Source organism: Arthrobacter sp. CAN_A214 (assembly GCF_015751955.1).
In the GTDB taxonomy this organism is placed as follows: Bacteria; Actinomycetota; Actinomycetes; order Actinomycetales; family Micrococcaceae; genus Arthrobacter_D.
In genome coordinates this window covers 1-19,145 of the sequence record NZ_JADOUU010000032.1, presented here as the reverse complement: position 1 = coordinate 19,145, position 19,145 = coordinate 1, and the positions used below count along the sequence as shown (strand labels likewise).

Sequence of the window (19,145 nt, the reverse complement as noted above, 5' to 3'; positions counted from 1 at the left end):
CAGGTGACGCCGAGCCCTTCGGCGATCCGGGCGACCGTGAGGTGTTGGCACACGATTCCTTCCAATGCCCAGCGCAGCCCGCGGCGGGAGAGTTTCTCCCTCGGCCTGGCAGCTTTGGAGGTGTCTTGGCGCCACACGTGCCCGCACCCGGCGCACCTGTAGCGGCGGATGCTCACCAGCAGTGTGGTCGGCCGCCATCCGAACGGTTCGTGGCCCAGTTGGCGGGTCACCGTGTCACGCGGAACGCCCTGGCACCCACACTTCCGACACCAGTCATCCGGATCTGTGACGCGGCACGCCAGGACGGCACGATCCGGGCGGACATACTGCCCGGTCACTTCGAGTCCGAGCCCATCGAGGCGGCAGAATGTGGTCAGGTCAGGGCTTTGGAAGGTAGCGTTAAACACGAGGGCCTTGCAGTAGAGAAACGGTGGAGTCGATACCCTGATTCTCTCCCAAGGCCCTCACCCCAACCGAAACACCCTCTCGCACCAGACTCCTCACACGGCGCCCCCAACTACACTCTCAATTCTGAAGAGCCTGATAACCGTCCGTGATCTACGCCGGCGCCGCACCCAGGACGATCAGCCCAACCGGGCACAACCGGAACCCAACCACCTCGTTTCCGTGGTGGAGGCCAGCCCGAATCTGGTTGTGGTGGGTAGGTCTGATGGGCAGGTGCAGTGGATGAACAACAGCGGGCGCGAGTTGCTCGGCATTGCAGCCGACGAAGACATCCGCGCCTACACGATTCAGGACATGTTCTCGCCTGAAGAGCTGGTACGCATCCAAAAGGAAGACATGCAGACTCTTGTCAAGACCGGGCGGTGGAGGGGGGAACGCACCTTGTTATCTCGCGCCGGAGAATCGATTCCCGTGGATGTTGCGTCTCATCTGCACCACGATCATGACTTTCCTGGGGGCTACTACGTCACGGAAATAATGCGGGACCTCCGGCCGCAGCTTGAGCAGGAACGCATACTGCGGCTCAGCGAGAGCCTCCTTTCCGCTGCTGAGACCGTTGCCCGGCTGGGAAGTTGGGAGTGGAATCCCGAGACAAATCAGGTCAAGTGGTCGCGTGGGCTTTATCGGCTGTTCGGCCAGGAGCCCGGCAGTGGTGACGAGTCCGTTGATGTATTTCTGATGGCCCTGCACCCGGACGATCGGGAACGCATCGCCGAGACATTGGCGGGAGTCGCCAAAGGAAACGGCATCCTTGATTTCGTGTGTCGATCCACTCGGGCGGACGGTACTCCATTGGTGATCCATTGCCGGGGCGAGGTCCTCGATGAGCCCGGCACTGCGCGCGTAATCGTAGGTTCCCTGCTGGACATTACTGAGCAGCATGCCGCCCTCGCAGCGGAACAGCGGAGTCAGGAACTCACCCGGCGGATTCTCGAGTCCGCAGGCGAGGCGTATGTGCAGTTCAGCGCGGAAGGGATTGTTACTGAATGGAACGTTCAGGCCGAAAAGATCTTTGGGTGGAACCGGTCCGAGGCGTTGGGTCAGCCGCTGGCCTCACGGGTTGCGGGGCTGGCGGAGCAGGACTCGATGGAGCGGCTGCTGGGACTGCGCGGCGACCCTGACGGCCTGAAACAGCCTGCAGAACATTTCGACCACCTGATGTTGCACAGTTCAGGCCGTGATTTCCCGGCTGAGGTGACCGCCTGGACCACCGAGGACGGCTCGAAGCGTGTCTTCAGCTGCGTGATCCGTGATGTCAGCGAACGCCGTGCCGCGGAGCGGGCAAAGAATGAGTTCGTCTCGGTGGTGGGCCACGAACTGCGGACGCCCCTGACCTCGATCCACGGGGCATTGGGTTTGCTGCGGGCCGGTCTTTTGGGCGATTTGAATACCCGCGGGCAGCAGATGGTGGATATTGCCGCCCACAACACGGAACGGCTGGTCCGGCTGATCAATGACATTTTGGATATAGAGCGGTTGAATTCCGGCAAGGTTGCCCTGGAGCTGCAGGCATGTGACGTAGCAGCCCTGGCGGGGCGGTCCCTAGAGGTTATGCGGTCCATGGCCGACGAAGCGGGTGTACGCCTGACGCTCGAGGCCCAGTCGACTGTGCATACGGTCGACCCGGATCGCATTGAACAGGCCATGACAAACCTGCTCAGCAACGCCATCAAGTTCTCCCCAGCTAATGCAGAGGTTCGTTTGGTGGTCAGCTCGGATGCAGGAGGCCTGAGAATTCAAGTATTGGATCAAGGCCGCGGTATTCCGGCTGAAGACCTGGAACGGATTTTCGACCGCTTTCAGCAGGTGGATGGCTCCGATGCCCGGGAGAAGGGCGGTACGGGACTGGGCCTGGCCATCTGCCGCAGCATCGCGGAACAGCACGGCGGCCAGATCTGGGCCGAAAGCAACCGTGGCTGCGGGGCGATCCTAACTATGAGGCTCCCGGCCGCCCTCGACGCGGGCTGGGACGTGAGAGTCGAGGTCCCCAGTGGGCAGAAGGTCGTCGTTTGCGGCGAGGACGCCTCGGTACGAGCCCGCATTGTGGAGATGCTGCTGCCCTATGGGTACGAACCCGTCGAGGTCAAAACCAGCTCTGCGCTCCTCGCCGCGTCACTTCAGCACCGGCCCTCAGCCATCCTGCTCGAACAAGGCACCCCGACGGTCGCTAACTGGGAGGCCGTCGTCGACCTGCGCGAGCATCCCGAAACTCTGGATATCCCAGTGGTCTTCCTGGCCCTGGTCGGTGACAAGATCTTGGCAGAATCTGAGGGGCTTACCGGTGTTGAAGCGCCGTTGGACGTCAGTGGACTGTTGGCCGCCATCGGCGAGGCCACCAGTAAAGGGGGTACAGGGACGAAGTTGCTGCTCGTTGAGGACGACGGGGGCTTGGCCGCCGTCTTGACGGAGGGATTCCGTCAGTACGGCATCGAAGTCCACCATGCGTCCACGGCCCGACAGGCCCTGGCGTTGTGCGCCCACATCATCCCGGATCTGGTGGTGCTTGACCTTCAACTGCCGGACCAGGACGGTTTCGCTGTGGTGGCTCAGATGCGCCGGGATGCACGGCTGCGCGGTGTGCCGTTGGCTGTGTACAGCGCCCGTGACCTTACCGAGGCGGACCGGAAACGGCTGCGTCTGGGGACAACCGAGTTCTTCACCAAGGGGCGGGTCAACCCGGATGAGTTTGAACGGCATGTGGTGGACTTGCTCGGTCACCTGACCTCCGAAAATGCAAAGGCAGTGACCCATGGATAAGCCCCGACGCATTTTGCTTGTTGATGACGACCCGGGAATCCGGGAAGTTGCCCGCGCTGTCTTGGAGATGGTGGGCGGATACGACGTCGAAACGGCCGCCTCCGGGTTGGAGGGCCTCGAGAAGGCCCGCATCAGTCCGCCGGACGCGATCGTTCTCGACGTCATGATGCCCGGGCTTGACGGTCCCGCAACCTTCGCCCTGCTGCAGGAACAGACTGAAACGTGCGGCGTTCCAGTCATCCTCCTAACTGCTAAAACGCAGGCGGCCGATCGCAGTCGGTTCGCCTCGATCGGAGTTGCAGGGATGCTAGCGAAACCTTTTGACCCCATGGCGCTCAGCGACCAGGTTGCGGGCATATTGGGCTGGGAGTCATGAAAGGCGCGCAATCAAGCGAAAAGATCGACCCGACGTCGGTCATCAGGGCTATCTGGAACGGCAACCGTGATGAAGTTCTGGGCCGCGTGGTGGCGATCGAGGAGGCAGTGGCGGCCATCATTGAGAAACGGTTAACCCCGGAAGGCCGGGAGACTGCCGAACGTGAGGCCCACAAGCTGGCAGGTGCGGCCGGCACCTTCGGCTTTGGCCGGGCCTCCGAGTCGGCCCGAAAAATTGAAGGGATTCTGTCAGGAACGGACCATATTTCGCTCGACCTTGCCCTCATCGCAGCCAACGAAGTGGTCGCGCTCAGAAGCGACCTCAGCCGGGACCCGTCCCCTGTTATGGAACCTGTACCGGACTGCTCCTCAGAGCCAATGCCGGCAGCGTATGCCCGGCAAACTGCAGATGGCCAAAAACCGCAGAACGCACCCTCCGTGCCGATCATAGTCATCGCGGTCACCGATCGTGGGCGCCGGAAACAACTGGCCGCGGTCGCGATCGGACAGGGTTTCCGACCACTGATCATTGGTGCTCACGGCTCGATTCCGTTGGAAGGACCACCGCCCGGCGCTGCACTCATAGACCTTGGTGGAGGTGATGGCAGCCTTGCCCTCATAGCTGGCCTGGCCGCGCTGGATCCTCCCGTTCCCTCGCTGGCCCTGGCACCGCAGGACTCACCCTGGGACCGCGTCTTGGCTGCGCGCGCAGGCGCCCGGAGATTCGTCAACGCCGAGGCGTCCCCGGAGGAAATCTTCAGCGCTGCGCAAAACCTGCTTTCACCCCAAGAGGTGACCAGAAGCACCGTGCTGGTCCTGACCCACCTGCCGGCGATCCTGTCCTCAGTGCGGTCCGCGCTGCAAAACGAGGGGATGCGCGTAGTCGGGCTGACGGACCCGACGCAGTTCTGGACGGCGCTGGAAAAGACGCAACAGGACTTGGTGATCCTTGAGTCGTGTCTGCCCAGGATTGGCGGAGAGGAATTATGCCGTGTGCTCCGCATCGACGCCCAATGGGCAGGCCTGCCTGTGCTCCTACTGACGGCAGGCGACGATGCGGCGGCTGTGGCCGCGCTCTTCGACGCCGGCGCTGACGACGTCATAACCAGCCCGTTCGTCGGCACGGAGTTGGCAGGGCGCGTGCGGAACCGTTTGAAACGCACGCGAGTGCTCCATGCCCACATACAAGCGGCTCGGGACGGGGATGGGCTTGCTGACCATGCACCCCTGCCGACGACGGGAAATGTTGCCGCCGAATACGATGTGGATGTGGTGGTCGTGGAAGACGACCCTCTGCTCTCGGAGCTCCTCAATCATGCCCTGACTACGCGCGGCTACCGGTTCCGGCACTTCACGGACGGGCAGGTCGCAGCGGGTGAACTGTCAGGCAGCCCACCTCTGCTGCGGTCACGCGTGGTTTTACTCGACGTGGATCTGCCCTCCCTCAACGGGTTCGGTGTGCTGCGACAGATGGCGATGACGGACAACCTCACGGCCACCCGGGTGATCATGCTTACCGCTCATTCAAGCGAGCCGGACATCGTCAATGCCTTGAAACTCGGGGCGTTCGACCACGTAGCGAAACCCTTCAGCGTGCCCGTGCTAATGCAACGCGTGCGCGGCGCACTGGGAGACTGACATGCATTTGTACGAGGTGCTTACTGCTGTATTACTCGCGGAAGCAGGAATTCTGGGTGCAGGGCTAAGCTTCCTTTTCGGTCATACTGCACTCCAGCGCGTTCGCGCAGCGCGGCTTCGATCCGGCATGCGGGTCAGCAGGCAAATCCTGGCACGCGTCCTAGCGGGCGACCCGGACCGCCCGGCCCTTCCAAGGCTTCCGATGAACAAGGCCATCGAAGCGGTGGCCGACGCGACGCGCAGCGTCGATGACGTGGGCCGGGCCCGGCTTGCGCAACTGCCCGCATACGTGGGACTTGCAGAGCGATCCGCACGTTGGTGCACCAGCGCGCGGTGGTCCCGCCGACTAAAAGGCGTTCGACTGCTAGCCATTTTGGGCGCCGGCCACAACACCGTACCCCCCTTACTCGACGACCCACGCTCTGAAGTGCGCAGTGCCGCGGCCGCCTGGGCCTCGAACCACCCGAGCGAGCAGGTCGTAACCAAGCTGATCCTGATGCTCAGCGACGAGTCTCTCGCCTGCCGACTGGCTGCCCAGAACACCTTGATCAGGCTGGGCCGCTACGCTGTTCCAGCCATCATCAGCCACTTGACCGAAGCAGTCCCGGCCGCACTGGCCACAGTGCTCCTCGTCGCATCCCGCGTCCACGATTCCGCGTTGACTGGCCCGGCGCTAAGGCACCGAAACCATAGTGATCCCGCCGTCAGGTCCGCCGTCGCGCAGGTGATCGCCTCCGCGGGCGGAACCGCAGGCGTCCAGGAGCTCGAAAAATATCTTACTGACCCTGCAGACAAAGTACGGGCAACAGCTGCGGCCGGGTTGGGCGCGCTGGGGCATTGGCCAAGTTCGCCCCTGCTCGCCGACAGGCTGGGCGATCGCTCCTGGGAAGCCCGCCGCGCGGCCGCCCTAGCGTTGGACCAGCTCGGCAGCCCGGGTCAGTTGTACCTTCAGCGGGCACTCCTCAGCACGGACCGATTCGCGCAGGACATGGCCCAGCAGGTGCTGAACCGAGCCAGATCGGTCCAAAGCAAACCGGCCCTACCGACCAGCAGGAGTTCGACAATAACGGGCAGGATCACAGAATGATCATAGACTTCGCCGTCACAGTCCTATCGGGTTTCGCTTGGGCGGTGTTCATCTACTTCATAGTGGTCAACGGTTACCAAACTGCCCTTTTGGTCAGCGCCACGGTCGCTATGCGCCGGCACCGGCAGCAGATTTGGGAAGAGGACCGGGTCGGCCTGCTGGGATCGGCCGTGACACCCACGATCAGCGCGCTAGCACCCGCCTACAACGAAGAAGCCAACGTAGCCGAGAGTGTCCATGCACTGTTGATGCTCCAGTACCCGGCGCTGGAAGTGGTCCTCATCAACGACGGCTCCGCAGACTCCACTCTTGACGTACTCATCCGCACCTTCGACCTGTACCCAATCCACCCGATCTTCCGCAACCAAGTGCAAACCCAACCCGTCCGCGGCCTCTACCGCTCACAGATCCATCCCCAGCTACTGGTGGTGGACAAGGAGAACGGCGGGAAAGCTGACGCCCTGAACGCGGGCCTCAACTGCGCAACAGGCGAGCTCGTCTGCGCCATCGACGCCGACACGCTCATTGAACCTGACGCGTTGCTGCGGATTGTCCGGCCGTTCCTTACTGATGAAACCGTAGTCGCCGCCGGTGGAACCATCCGTGTTGCCAATGGATCCACAGTCGCCCGCGGGCGGGTACTGGACGCGCGGGTACCCCGGGGGGTGCTGGCAGGGTGCCAAACGGTGGAATACCTCCGCGCGTTCCTTTTCGGAAGGCTGGGCTGGAACAACCTCGGCGGAAACCTGATCATCTCGGGCGCCTTCGGTCTGTTCCGCCGGGAATCCGTACTGGAGGTCGGCGGCTACGTTCACGACACAGTCGGTGAGGACATGGAGCTAATCGCCGACCTGCGGCGTCAAGGCCAAGAGCGCGGAACCGCGAGCCGGGTGGACTTCGTTCCCGACCCGGTGGCCTGGACGGAGGTCCCGGAGTCCTGGCGTGTGCTCGGACGGCAGCGGGATCGCTGGCATCGGGGCCTGACCGACGTGTTGCGGCGGCACCGGGTCCTACTTTTCAATCCGCGGTACAAGGCCTTGGGCCTGGTGGTCTATCCCTACTACCTGGTGGTGGAGCTGCTAGGTCCCGTTGTTGAGGCGCTGGGGTTGATCGCGGTACCGCTCGGGCTGATGCTCGGAGCGGTCGATGTAACGTTCGGCGTGTTGTTCCTGGCGGTGGCTTATGGCTGGGGTGTGTTGTTGAACGTGGCGGTAATCGTGCTGGAGGAATTGACCTACCGGCGGTATCAGCGCTGGTCAGACTCGCTTCTGTTGCTTCTTTGGAGTGTCGTAGAGGGTATTGGCTACCGTCAGCTCACCGTCGTCTGGCGGCTGATCGGACTTTGGCGCTATGCCAGGGGTCGCAAGGACTGGGGAGTAATGAGCCGGAAAGGCCTCGGAACACCAGCACTGCCCTAATAGAGCGACCGCATAAACCATCCACCGGCTAATTCAACGCCCAACGTTGGCCGCGACATTCTCCCATGCTTCAACGCTCGAGGCATTGAACCTTCGTGTCCGTGGTGCCAGGGTCCGCGCCCAACGCACTGTGAAGACTCAACCAATGGAGAAAGGTGCCCTCCCCGCGACCAGATCGAATCACCAACCGATCCGTCTGAATAAGGTCTGCCCGCAGGAAGCCTAAGCACATCAGACAGCCACTACCCGTAGGTCACCGATAACAGCACCTATGCAGATCCTAAAAGCCTGTGTCAGCCACAGATGGGGTTCTATCTGGTGCTACCGGGCTGTCATCCGCTGCGTGGTGGGGGCAGAGGTGCAGGGTCCGCAGCAAGCCCGGTAGGCGCCGGAGTCTTCCGAGGCGGCGATAAAACGCTCGAGATCGACGCGTCCGCCAGTTGCTGTTCTTGTTCTGGTCATTTCATGACCAGCCCGCCGTCGACGAACAGGCAGGCCCCGGTCACGAAGCTGGACCATCCGCTGGCAAAGAACAGTACTGAACCGGCCACGTCTTCAGGGGTGGCCAGTCGTCGTAGCGGTGTAGCAGCTTCCAATTCGTCGCGTTGTTCGTCGGTGGCAGCCTGGCTCGAATCGGTGGGGTAGACGAGTCCTGGGGCTATGCAGTTGACGGTGATGCCGAAAGGCCCGAGTTCGGAGGCCAGGTTACGGGAAAAGCCGAGGAGAGCGGTTTTGGCCGTGGTGTAGTCGTGATAGGGGATGCTGGGGCGTTCGATGAGGTCACTGACGAGGTTGATGATCCGCCCGCCGCCGGCCGTTTTCATGCCTGGTAGAACCGACCGGCAAAGATTGTATGCGCCTCCGACGCTGCCCTGGAATTGTGTCTGGTAGTCCTCCCAGGGAATGTCCCACGCAGTGCTGCGGGTCAGCGGGTCGAACGTGTAGCTTCGCAGTGCGTTGTTGACCAGCAAGTTCACGGGACCGAAGCGTTCGGTGACATCGGCGACCATCGCGGCCACGGACGTGGCGTCGGCGACGTCGGCGGCATAAGCTTCCGCGCGGCTTCCTCGTGCTTCAATATCCTCGACTACTTGTTGCGCGGCGTCATGGTTCTGTAGGTAGTTCACGACGACGGTGGCACCGTGGGCGCCGAGGGCACGGGCAATCGCGGCCCCGATGCCGCGGCTGGACCCGGTGACGATGGCCACGCGGTCGCGCAGCAGGTCACTGGTGCCCAGACTTTCTCCGAAGGACATCAGAGTTGCCTTCCTGCTGAATCCTGCTGTGCAGGCAGGGTCCATTCGGGGTCGTAGTGTTCCAGTGCCGCCTCGGCTGCTCCTTCGATGTCGACCCAGCGGACCAGCGCTGTCAGGCTTCCCCGTCCGTCGTGGTGCCACCCTGCTGCCGGTTCGGGCATTTGCCCGATAGCGCAGATGCGGTCGACGCCGCACCGGCCGAGGGCCTGTGCCCAATCGGTCAGCCGATCGGGTGAACAGGCGACGCCGGCGGTCTGGAGGTAGCGACGCACGGGAGCGGCGAGGCGCTCGACGTCGTCCATCCCGTTGACGGGGTGCACGCGGAGGAGCCGGTTCAGCGGTGAGGGTTCGAAACGCTCCGGTTTCTCTTCGTAGATGACGGTCCAGCCGGTGCCGGTGTTACTGGTGAACAGCTCGATCGTTTCGTCGTCGTAGGACCGGAATTCGTAGGAGGAGCGAACCCGTTCAATGACGGCGCTCTCCTCAAGGGTGAGCCGGGCGCGCGGTTTGCTCCGTTCGAAGCGGCTCATCTCGGCTGCCAATGTGGCTGCGAAGGTTTTGGGATCCACTGCTCCGCCGCGTTCGATGAACAGGCAGTGGGGGGAGAGGCACCCCTGCTGGTCATACTGGGAAGCATCATGTGCGGCCCGGCGCGCCGTCTCTGTGTAGCGGTTGAGCGCCAACGCTTCCCGGCCGATGACGGCGAAACTCATTTTGTGCCCGTACGGCACGAACGGCATGCCGGCGGGCAGGCGTGCTGCCACGCTTTCGATGGCTGCTCGTCCACCGGTCGCCGTGACTGCCTCGGAGTGGGCGAACGCCGTTCGTTCAATCTCCTTGTCCCCTCCGGGCCAGTGCAGGATGGCAAGGCAAGCGGCGAGAGCGGGGTCTTCTTCGGCGAGGCTTCGGGCAAACAACACCGGGAACAACGGTTCACCGCTAGCGGATTTCCCCAATGTTGCCGATTTGACCAGGAGCCCGCAGACAAGGTTCCACACCGGTAGCCCCGGAACGTTGCCGGCGAAAATCTGGGTGGTCAGCCTCGGTCCGTAGGCTCGTGAGCGTCCTCCGGACCGGTTCGGCTGGAAGTCGTCGAGCACCAGCGGATTCTCGAAGTCCTGGGAAAGGAATCGAAGCAACCGATCGCGACGGAACGTTTTCAGGTAGTCCTTCAGACCCCGGCGGACCATCTCGGGGGCATATCCGGTCACCGAGGGCAGCAGCTGTTCGGCCTGCCGCCTCCAGTAGTAGTCCGGAGCCGACCACCTGGCGATCACCCGCCCGAGCGCCTCGACGATGTCCATCACCGGCCGCTCGGCAAGGTAATCGGCTTGGGCCTGAAGGAGCCGCTGGCACACCAGGTCGATCAGGGGCGGCGTCACGACCGGCATCCGTAGCACGACGCCGCCCCAAAATCGGGTTTCCCATGCCAATTCGTCGAGCTCGGTTCGGCTGAGCTGGGGCAGGAAGAATCCGTCGAGCACCGGGCCCTCGGCGGGCGGGCTGCCTGCGCGCCCCGGGCTTCCCTGTTCGGTTCCGATTGTCATGTCGATCCGTTCCGATTCGCGGCGAGGATCTCGTCCAGGGCGATCGAACACCCGCGGGCTTCGGTTCCCTCGGCGCGGCCCAGCAGGACGAAACCCTGTGCGCCCTGCTGGAGGCTGTCCAGCGCGGCGAGGTAGCCCACGTCTTCGGCGAGGACGGCCAGGCATGACCCCCTATTGGCCAGATCGTAGTGGACAACCAAGCCCCGCTGTCCGGGTTCTGCGGATGCTCCGCTTTCGGGGTCCACCACGCGGATCCGCGTCCAGGCTGGGGCGGCTTTGCGGCGGGGCTGATTCTCGTTGCCCTGCCAGGAGTCCCTCAGGGTGGTGTCGTAGTACTGGGTGCTGATCTCGGTCATTCCGTAGTAGTTGACGCACCAGGAATCGGGTATTCCCAGGCGCCGGCCGAACTGGTCACGCAGGTCCTCGGCGGATACTTCGCGGGAGCGTCCCTTGAACCCGCCTGTATCGAGCAGGCGGCTCCCCTTCGGCAGGCGGAAGGAGAGTCCTTCTTTCTCGAAGGCGTCAAGGAGGTGGACGTAGGCGAAGGACGTGCCAAGCAGGGCGACGGGTTCCCCGATTTCCTCTGCCTGCTGCAAGGCCACTGCGACGCGCCGCCACTGCAGGTCGTCGTCGTTCATGAAGTGGCTGCTCCCTGGTGCGCCGAAGAAGTCGACGAGCCGCCCGAAGAAGTAGGCGAGGGAGGAGTGCGGCTGGTCCTCCGGCGGGGCATTGAGGACCAGTAGGGGGATGCGTTCCCGGTCGGGCAGGAAGTAATGGGCAAAACCGGTCCGCAGGGACGCGTCATACAGGTGGAGGTGCGGGTGGTGGTTGCGTCCCCGCTGGGCGGGGTTGGTGCTGCCGCTGGTCATGAAGATCGCCGCGGCTTCTTCGGGCGGCTCGCAGGCGAGAGTCAGTTCCTTGAACGCGGTCAATGGCACGGCAGGGATCTGTTCCCAACTGGTGAGCCTTCCAGGCTCCGCCCGGCGCGAACGGCAGAAGCGCCGGTAAGCCGGATTGTGTTCGTACTGGTAGGCGAAGAGCTCGAGGGCAAGCCGTCCGAATGCGGCATCATCCTCGTCCCCTACGGCGCTGCCGTGCTCGTTCGGCCCTACCGGGGCGGCACCGCGCTCAATATAGGCCTGAATTCGCAGATCCAGCGCGTCACGGATTTCCACCTGCGATGAGGAGTCGGGTCCAGCGGTCATCGGATTGCCTCCGGTGTTTCGTTTGCGGGATCCCGTTGGTCACGCGACGACGTCAAGGGGGTTATCCGTGCGTCGAGGCTGGACAGGTCAGTGCTTCGGCTAGCCGCCAATGACACCAGGATGGTGACGGCGGCGGAGGCGGACAGTGCGGCGAGGAACGGCGGCAGCGCGAGTCCGTCCGAGAACGTGGCGACGGCGATGGCCGCGGGCAGGTTTCCGCCCGTTACGAAGCCGTACCCCAGGGCAGCGATGAGGCCTGCCAGGGCACCACTGACGGCACCGGTAGTGGTGGATCGGTGCCATAAGCCCAGCAGTGCCGGCACAATGGTGGCCGCGCAGAACAAATCGGCAATGAGGAAAAGGCGCAGCACCGAGAACCCCTGGAAAGCGACCAAGGCCGGGATGACGGTGAACACGACCGTAGCGATCCGCCCCCCGGTCAGGCCCATGGAAGGAACGTGCGTGACCGCGACGGCTGCGAGGCCGTTCTGCAGTGTGTCGACCGTCGAGGCGACCAGGGCCAGGGTGAGGATCAGGACTGCTGCAAGGACCCATGCGGGTTGAAAGTCCAGCAGGGCGAAGAACGGAACAGGCGGCGTCCCAAGCGCGACGCCGTAGGCCGCGGCAAGGAGCCCCACCATGCCTGCCGCGAAAACCACCGGAAAGCGAGTCAATGCCCCGATCACCGCGCCGCGGGACAACGCCCGCTCGTCCTTGGCCGCCCATACCCGCTGCCAGTAACCATTGTGGAACAGGGTAGTGGCCGTTACTGCCACGATCAGCGTCAATGCTGCCTCGACGCCGGTCGCGTCCACGGTCAAGAGCGCAGGGTCAACCGAGGTTCCCTCCCGGGACAGGCCTGCGATCAGGGCTGCGCCGACGACGATCAGCAGGGCGAACAACAGCCATGACTGCCAACGGTCGGTGCGGATCGAGGCGCGCAGCCCTCCGTAAGCCGTGTACAGGGCAGTAATCACCGCAACGGCAGCGATGCCAAGACGAGGGTCCACAACTGAGAGCCGTCCGAGCACGGCTCCTACCGCGGTCAGTTCAGCAGCCAGGGCCACGAGCATGTAAAGCATCGAAATAGCCAGGACATAGACGTGCATAATCCGTCCGTAGCGGAGCCGGACAAACTCGATCAGATCGTGGCCTCTCGGTACCAGTGCCCGCAACCGCCGGCCGACAAGGACCAGGCCGATCAGGGGAATGGTGATGGCAACCGCGTAGCCCAACACTCCGGCCAGTCCCGCGGAGGCACCGACCTCGGGTGCCGCGAAAAGGATCCACGCGCCTACACCGGAAGCGAAAAATGACAGGCCCAGCCCAAGGCCGTTCTGGCTGTTGCGTGCCACCGCGAACTCTTCAAGGTCGCGGTCACGTCCTACCGCCAGACCGACCCAGGCGAATGCCCCGAGGACGATCGATAAAAGAACGATGGTGGTGGAAAATCCGAGCATCAGAGCACATCCCTTCGCCGGCATTACCCGGACAGGTTCATGCGGTCGGCGACGCCTTCATTCGCCCTCTCAGCCTGGTTCCCGCCCAAGCTCCCGCTTTACAGGATCGACTGTAGTCGCGCTGATGCCCGCGCTCAAACCCCTTCGGTGTGTTTCTCATCCGGCGGGCCTCGACGGAAGCCGGGCGCGGTCCAACGAGTTGCCCTGCTCCAGAACGGCGAGGCGAACGGCTAAGGTTGCAGGAGTGACACGGGGTGCTGCCCGCTAAAAGTGCAGCTGAGAATCAAGACCCGTTGAACCTGATCTAGTTCGAACTAGCGAAGGGATGTCGCGGATGGCTATTCGCTATACATCGTCGAATTGTGCAGTGCTGCTGGAGGATCTGAGGGTCCGGAGTCCTCTGGTCCAGTGCATCACCAACGCAGTGGTGACAAATTTCACCGCGAACGTCCTGCTGTCTGTCGGTGCAGCCCCGGCGATGGTCGATATACCGGAGGAGGCCGGGCAGTTCGCTTCCGTGGCCTCCGGGGTTCTGATCAATCTGGGAACTCCGCGGCACGAGCAGCGGGCCGCGATGCTCGAGGCTGCAGCTGCCGCGAATGCTGCTGAAACACCGTGGGTGCTGGATCCAGTGGCCATCGGATCCCTGACCGTGCGCACCGAACTGGCGCATCAGCTTGTCGGGCTCCGCCCACGCATCATCCGCGGCAACGCATCCGAGATCCTGGCCCTGGCCGGGGTGGGAACCGGAGGCAGGGGGGTGGACTCGACGAATAATCCCCTGGATGCGCTGGAAGCTGCAAGGCACCTTGCTGCCTCGTTTTCCTCGACGGTGGCAGTATCCGGTGCGGTGGATCTGCTGGTCGGACCTGACGGGGAGGCTACAGGCATGGCGAACGGGCACTCGCTGCTGACCCGGGTGACCGGTGGTGGGTGCGCGCTCGGTGCGGTGATGGCTGCCTTTGCTTCCCTCACCGATGATCCGCTGCTGGCAGCAACAGCGGCCACGGGTGTCTACACCCTTGCGGCGGAGCAGGCCGCGGCACGGGCGCAAGGTCCGGGGAGTTTCGCGGTGGAATTCCTCGACCGGCTGGCCGGTATCACCACCGACGACGTCGTCGCCGGCCTGAACCTCCGCCCTGTCGGCACGCTGGACAGCATCCAATGAACCGGCGGGCTCTCAGGGCGGACCTCGGGAAACACCTGCCCTTGTATCTGGTGACTGATAAACGTCAGTGCGGCCCACGGTCGGTGGCCGCTGTTGCTGCCGCCGCGGTGGCAGGAGGTGTAACGATGGTGCAGGTGCGCGAGAAGGAAGCCCCTGCCCGGGAGCTGCTGCAGTTGCTGATGGCTGTTGCGGAATCCGTGGGTGACAGGGTCCCCGTGCTGGTGGATGACCGGGTGGACATTTTCCTGGCGGCGCGCGCGGCAGGAGCGCAGGTAGCAGGGGTACATATCGGCCAATCCGATCTGCCGGTGGAGCTTGCCCGCACCCTGGTGGGCCCGGAAGCCATCATTGGATTGAGTGCGGCAACTGACAACGAGATCCGGGCCGTGCACCGGCTGCCGGAGGGGACGGTGGACTATCTGGGGGTCGGCGCCATTCACGCGACCGCCACGAAGGCCGATCACCCGGAACCCATGGGAATAGACGGGTTCGGCACACTCATAACGGCAAGTTCCCTGCCCTGCGTGGCGATCGGCGGTATCAGCAGCGCTGACGTGCGTCCGCTGCGTGACGCCGGCGCCGCCGGGGTGGCCGTCGTCTCCGCGGTGTGCGCAGCCGATGATCCCCGGGCAGCGGCCCAGAAACTGAAGGAGGAATGGTGTTCCTGAAAGTGTTGACGCTGCGCGATGTCCCGCGGGTCCTCAGCATCGCCGGAACGGACCCGACCGGCGGCGCGGGGATCCAAGCCGACCTGAAAAGCATTGCCGCTCTGGGCGGGTATGGGATGGCGGTAGTGACGTCCCTGGTGGCGCAGAACACCCGCGGCGTCCGCTCCGTGCACACGCCACCGGCATCGTTCCTCACCGAACAGCTTGAAGCAGTCAGTGATGACGTGACCATCGACGCCGTGAAGATCGGAATGCTGGGAGATGTGGCGACCATCGCCGTCGTCCGGGAGTGGCTCGACCGGGCCCGGCCGCCTCTGGTGGTGCTGGATCCCGTCATGGTCGCTACCAGCGGGGACAGGCTTCTGGCTGCCGACGCGGAGACCGCGTTACGGGAACTGGTGGGAATGGCGGACCTGGTCACTCCCAATCTTCCCGAGCTCGCGGTTCTGGTGCATGAACCGGTCGCCGCTGATTGGCCTGCAGCAATCGAACAGGGCCGGAGATTGTCTGCAGCCTGCGGGACAGTGGTGCTCGTCAAAGGCGGTCATCTCAGCGCAGAATCAAGTCCCGACGCACTCGTGGATGCCACCGGTCGGTTGGATGGAGCCGGAGGAGGCGTCGTCGAATTCGTTTCCCCACGGGTGGCCACGAAGAACACGCACGGGACCGGTTGCTCGCTCTCCTCCGCCGTCGCCACGGTCATGGCGCGGACTGGTGATTGGACCGATGCGCTCTCCCAGACCAAGGACTGGCTGCAGGACGCACTCACCTCCGCCGATGAATTGCAGGTGGGACAGGGCAACGGACCCATCAACCACTTCCACCAACTATGGGCGAGAGCACAAACACTGCAGAGCGGACAGGACAGCAGTACGCGTTAGAGAAGAGTGCGGCTCCTGTTCGTTTCCGGCCCGCTAAGTCCGCCAGCCGCCACGAGGACCCCGGCGAGAACGAGCAACATAGCGACTGCTTCGTGCCGCCCCAACAGGTCCTGTAACGGCGGAAGGTAGTACGGATAGAGGGCGGGTAGCACAATGGAAAGGCTGTAGCCCACGCCGTACCCGCTGGAGCGGACCGCCGCAGGGAAGCGTTCCACGAGGTAGGCGCCCACGGGGCCGTAGCCAGAAACTGTGACGATCTGCAGGGCCACCACGAGCACCACGACGCCACTGGTGCTTCCGGCGGAGAACACGCCGAGGAACGCCAGAGGCGCCAAGATGGCGCCGAGCAGACCGAATCCAATAAAGAAACGGCGTCGTCCGGTGAAGGTGGACAGGTGCCCGCAGGCGGCCATGAAGACTGCCGAGGCAGCGGTGGCACACATCAGGATGAAGGAGATGGCTTTGGCGTCCAGGCGTCCGTCGAGAGCCAGTTCACTGGTCAGTGTGGGGATCGCCATGTAGGTGAACAACCACAATCCGCTCATCAGGAGAAAGACCTGCCAGAGCGCACGACGGTGCTCGCCAATGAAAACGTCCTTGAGGGGATTCGTCCTTTTTGCTGACTGCTTCCAGATCGGGGAGTCCGCAACACGGCTCCGGTAATACGCGAGCATGCCGAAGGCCAGAAGGGCCCCCAGCAGGAACGGGGTCCGCCAACCCCAGGCGTTATATTGCTCGGTATTGAGCACGCTCAGCAGCACGAACACCAGGCCAGCGATGCTGGCATTGGCCCAGGGCGACATCCACATGATGAGGCCGCTGACCAAGCCGCGCCGTTTCGGCAGTGACCACTCCATAGCGAGGGGAATTGCAGAAGTGTACTCACCGCCCAAGAAAATTCCCCCGACGAATCGCAAAGCAACAACAGTCAGTAGGGTTCCACTGCCAAGAACCGTATGTCCGGGAACCAGGGCGATGAGCAACGTGGTAACCGCGATGCCGATCAAAGCGACCTGTGTTGTTGCCGCACGACCGATGCGGTCCGCTATCGGGCCGAAGATCGCGGCTCCAAGTGGCCTTCCAAGGAGGGTCGCGACGAAGATCAGCCCGGCGTTGCTTGCGAGGTTCTCCGGACCGAACAGGTGAGCCGCCGCCGGTGCCAGTGCGATGACGGGCAGGAAAATGTCGAACTGATCGACGTAGTTGCCGAAAATTCCGCCGCGTACGGCCCGTCGGGCATCGAGCGGCATGGTTCTGTGCGTCACAGTTGCTGAACTGTTGTTAGGCATCAATGTCACTTCCTTCGCCGGCATTACCCGGTGCAGGTTCGACGGTCGAAGCCGCTTCAGCTTCTTCTCAGCCCATAGCGCGGGCTCCCGTGTGGGGTTGGTTCTCCAAACACTGGAAAGGTTTGCAGATTTCTTCAACCATCTTTCCACGCAGCTGCCATTGCTGCACATCAACCCTTGGTGCGTTCGATGGGGACCCTTCGGGGGCGGGTAACGTACTTCCAGCTAATTGTCGTAGCTGTGTCCGGCAGGAGGTAATGCTGTGGCTCGCCCACAGGACGCTCCTATAACTGTCAATCGAGGTGTGGTGTTGGTCCAGCGTCTGGTTGGTTGCGACTTGGAGGAGTTGCAGGCGGGGTCGCAGCTCAGATTCTGATCGTCCGGAAAGGGCGAGGTTACGCTGCCCGTGCCGCCAGAGGCGAGAATGCGGTGGGGTTAGAGGGTAAGGCGTCGGTGAGTAGTTTTCCCCCGAAGGCGACCAGCACCAGTCCGGTGATTCGATCGATCACTGCCAAAGATCTGGGGTTGGAAAGCCACCGACGAGCGTATCCGCCACCAATGATCAAGGCAGCAAACCAAGTCATGGAGAGCCCGGCGTGCACACCAGCAAGCATCGCTCCCATCAGTAGCGGTGATGTTCCTTCGGGAAGAAACTGCGGGATGGTGGCTATGTAGAAAACCCCGACCTTGGGATTGAGCAGGTTGGTGCCTGCCCCGACCAGCCAGCCGTGCCAAGCGGACGCGGGTTCCACAGAGGTGGGGTTGGCCTCGTAGGGATCATTGTTTGCACGACGTCGGAAGGATTTCCAGATCATTGAGGCGCCGAGCCAGAGCATGTAGGAGGCACCACCGACTGTCAGGACTCGGTACGCGAGCTCGGAGGCTGTCAGCAGTGCGGAAATTCCTACAGCTGCCGCGGTGCCCCATGCCATGGCGCCGGTAGCAACACCTAGGGCGGTGGCCCAGGCGTAGGACCGGGTGCGGGTCAGACTGGAACGCAGAACCAGTGCGGTGTCCAGCCCTGGCACCAGTGTCAATAGCCCAGCAACGACGGCGAAAGCCAGCACGGCATCAAGAATCATCACTACTCCAGAGTACGAGAGCCAGGCGCGCGACGGGAGAGCGCAGCGCAGTCCTGGGACCAGACATACTGCACGTCGTCGATGGAGTCCGTCTCGTACACGTACACAACTCGACAGGCGCGTCTCCGGTGTTACGGATGCCCTCTTCTCGGTTCGACGGGTCGTAAACGCCCGAACCGGCACGTACAGCGTGCTCGATGCCGTCGAGTGTCACGACGCCCTGCCCCTTAAGAACTTGATACACCTCGGCGGCAGCATGACGGTGAAGGCTCAATCATTCGCCGGGCTCAAGGTGGGCGACCCCCGAGCACAGATTCCCTGTTGGCGCGCTGCCATCTCCGATAGCGCTTCGGAACGAGATCCTGTCGCGGGTGTCAGACCAGACTTCCCCTTCTGCTTCGTCGACATGCCGGACAGTGGGTGTAGCGGTCATTCTTTGCTCTCCCTGGTTGCTTATCGCTAGCCGATGGGCGTGAGGGGTCTTTGTTTGCTCAGTACTGCGAGGGCGTTGTCTGCTGCGAGCATTGCCATGGCGGTGCGCGTTTCGATGGTAGCGGAGCCGAGGTGGGGTACGAGCACCACGTTCTCGAGCTCGAGCAGTCCGGGGTGCACATTGGGTTCGTTTTCATAAACGTCGAGCCCGGCGCCTGCAATGCGTCCCTCCTGAAGGGCAGTCGCGAGGGCTGCTTCGTCGATGATGGGCCCACGCGCGGTGTTGATGAGGTAGGCCGAGTTCTTCATGACCGCGAGTTGTTCGGCGCCGATGAGGTGGTGGGTGGCAGGCCCGTAAGGACAGTGGAGGGAGACGACGTCGGAGACTGCCAGCAGCTCGTCGAGGTCGACGCGCCG

General features: G+C 63.3%; 16 protein-coding genes, 1 pseudogene and 3 riboswitches. Of the genes and pseudogenes, 8 read left to right on the top strand and 9 right to left on the bottom strand.

Annotation, left to right across the window (positions count from 1 at the left end; all coding sequences use genetic code 11):
* Positions 1-407 (bottom strand): annotated as a pseudogene (locus IWX65_RS15580) (transposase family protein); the annotation flags it as partial.
* 220 nt (positions 408-627) lie between these two features.
* Here IWX65_RS15580 and IWX65_RS15575 point away from each other — a divergent pair.
* The 5 genes from IWX65_RS15575 (at position 628) to IWX65_RS15555 (ending at position 7,740) form a co-directional block, all read left to right on the top strand.
* Complete coding sequence (locus IWX65_RS15575; RefSeq protein WP_334683922.1) at positions 628-3,222, top strand: ATP-binding protein; 2,595 nt, start codon at positions 628-630, stop codon at positions 3,220-3,222.
* Positions 3,215-3,598, top strand: a complete 384-nt coding sequence (locus IWX65_RS15570; protein WP_196884297.1) for a response regulator — start codon at positions 3,215-3,217, stop codon at positions 3,596-3,598. Before IWX65_RS15575 ends, IWX65_RS15570 begins: the two co-directional genes overlap by 8 nt.
* The gene (locus IWX65_RS15565; protein ID WP_196884295.1) at positions 3,595-5,235 is read left to right on the top strand and encodes a response regulator; all 1,641 of its coding nucleotides are present in this window, start codon (positions 3,595-3,597) and stop codon (positions 5,233-5,235) included. The genes IWX65_RS15570 and IWX65_RS15565 overlap by 4 nt, the downstream gene beginning before the upstream one ends.
* Before the next feature lie 202 nt (positions 5,236-5,437).
* Positions 5,438-6,322 (top strand): HEAT repeat domain-containing protein, encoded by an 885-nt coding sequence (locus tag IWX65_RS15560; protein WP_196884293.1) that lies wholly within the window; start codon positions 5,438-5,440, stop codon positions 6,320-6,322.
* On the top strand, positions 6,319-7,740 hold the full coding sequence (locus tag IWX65_RS15555; RefSeq protein ID WP_196884291.1) for a glycosyltransferase family 2 protein: 1,422 nt from the start codon (positions 6,319-6,321) through the stop codon (positions 7,738-7,740). The genes IWX65_RS15560 and IWX65_RS15555 overlap by 4 nt, the downstream gene beginning before the upstream one ends.
* A 458-nt stretch (positions 7,741-8,198) precedes the next feature.
* On the opposite strand, the gene IWX65_RS15550 is transcribed toward IWX65_RS15555, so the two are convergent.
* From IWX65_RS15550 to IWX65_RS15535, 4 genes are all read right to left on the bottom strand, one after another.
* Positions 8,199-8,996 carry a 3-oxoacyl-ACP reductase gene (locus IWX65_RS15550; protein ID WP_196884289.1) on the bottom strand — a complete coding sequence of 266 codons (798 nt, stop codon included), beginning with the start codon at positions 8,994-8,996 and terminating at the stop codon, positions 8,199-8,201.
* Entirely contained in the window at positions 8,996-10,543 is a 1,548-nt protein-coding gene (locus IWX65_RS15545) for an acyl-CoA reductase (RefSeq protein WP_196884286.1), read from the bottom strand. Before IWX65_RS15545 ends, IWX65_RS15550 begins: the two co-directional genes overlap by 1 nt.
* Positions 10,540-11,748 carry a LuxE/PaaK family acyltransferase gene (locus tag IWX65_RS15540; protein WP_196884284.1) on the bottom strand — a complete coding sequence of 403 codons (1,209 nt, stop codon included), beginning with the start codon at positions 11,746-11,748 and terminating at the stop codon, positions 10,540-10,542. Before IWX65_RS15540 ends, IWX65_RS15545 begins: the two co-directional genes overlap by 4 nt.
* The gene (locus IWX65_RS15535; protein WP_196884282.1) at positions 11,745-13,208 is read right to left on the bottom strand and encodes a sodium:solute symporter family transporter; all 1,464 of its coding nucleotides are present in this window, start codon (positions 13,206-13,208) and stop codon (positions 11,745-11,747) included. The genes IWX65_RS15540 and IWX65_RS15535 overlap by 4 nt, the downstream gene beginning before the upstream one ends.
* Positions 13,201-13,315, bottom strand: a riboswitch (TPP riboswitch). It overlaps the preceding gene by 8 nt.
* 133 nt (positions 13,316-13,448) lie before the next feature.
* Positions 13,449-13,551: riboswitch (TPP riboswitch) on the top strand.
* Here IWX65_RS15535 and thiM point away from each other — a divergent pair.
* The 3 genes from thiM to thiD all read left to right on the top strand — a co-directional run bounded on the left by thiM (position 13,543) and on the right by thiD (position 15,925).
* Complete coding sequence (gene thiM / locus IWX65_RS15530; protein WP_196884280.1) at positions 13,543-14,376, top strand: hydroxyethylthiazole kinase; 834 nt, start codon at positions 13,543-13,545, stop codon at positions 14,374-14,376. It overlaps the preceding riboswitch by 9 nt.
* Positions 14,377-14,426: 50 nt before the next feature.
* Complete coding sequence (thiE, locus tag IWX65_RS15525; protein ID WP_334683921.1) at positions 14,427-15,044, top strand: thiamine phosphate synthase; 618 nt, start codon at positions 14,427-14,429, stop codon at positions 15,042-15,044.
* Entirely contained in the window at positions 15,032-15,925 is an 894-nt protein-coding gene (gene thiD, locus IWX65_RS15520) for a bifunctional hydroxymethylpyrimidine kinase/phosphomethylpyrimidine kinase (RefSeq protein WP_196884275.1), read from the top strand. Before thiE ends, thiD begins: the two co-directional genes overlap by 13 nt.
* Here the strand turns inward: thiD and IWX65_RS15515 are convergent.
* The 4 genes from IWX65_RS15515 to IWX65_RS15500 all read right to left on the bottom strand — a co-directional run.
* Positions 15,922-17,214 carry an MFS transporter gene (locus IWX65_RS15515; RefSeq protein WP_334683920.1) on the bottom strand — a complete coding sequence of 431 codons (1,293 nt, stop codon included), beginning with the start codon at positions 17,212-17,214 and terminating at the stop codon, positions 15,922-15,924. The two genes, thiD and IWX65_RS15515, sit on opposite strands and share 4 nt — an antisense overlap.
* A riboswitch (TPP riboswitch) is annotated at positions 17,207-17,315 on the bottom strand. Its footprint overlaps the gene before it by 8 nt.
* Before the next feature lie 294 nt (positions 17,316-17,609).
* Positions 17,610-18,296 (bottom strand): LysE family translocator, encoded by a 687-nt coding sequence (locus tag IWX65_RS15510; RefSeq protein ID WP_334683919.1) that lies wholly within the window; start codon positions 18,294-18,296, stop codon positions 17,610-17,612.
* The gene (locus IWX65_RS18100; RefSeq protein WP_442859208.1) at positions 18,286-18,570 is read right to left on the bottom strand and encodes a cupin domain-containing protein; all 285 of its coding nucleotides are present in this window, start codon (positions 18,568-18,570) and stop codon (positions 18,286-18,288) included. Before IWX65_RS18100 ends, IWX65_RS15510 begins: the two co-directional genes overlap by 11 nt.
* 185 nt (positions 18,571-18,755) lie before the next feature.
* On the bottom strand, positions 18,756-19,145 hold a 390-nt coding region (locus IWX65_RS15500; protein ID WP_334683918.1), incomplete at its 5' end, for an NAD(P)-dependent oxidoreductase.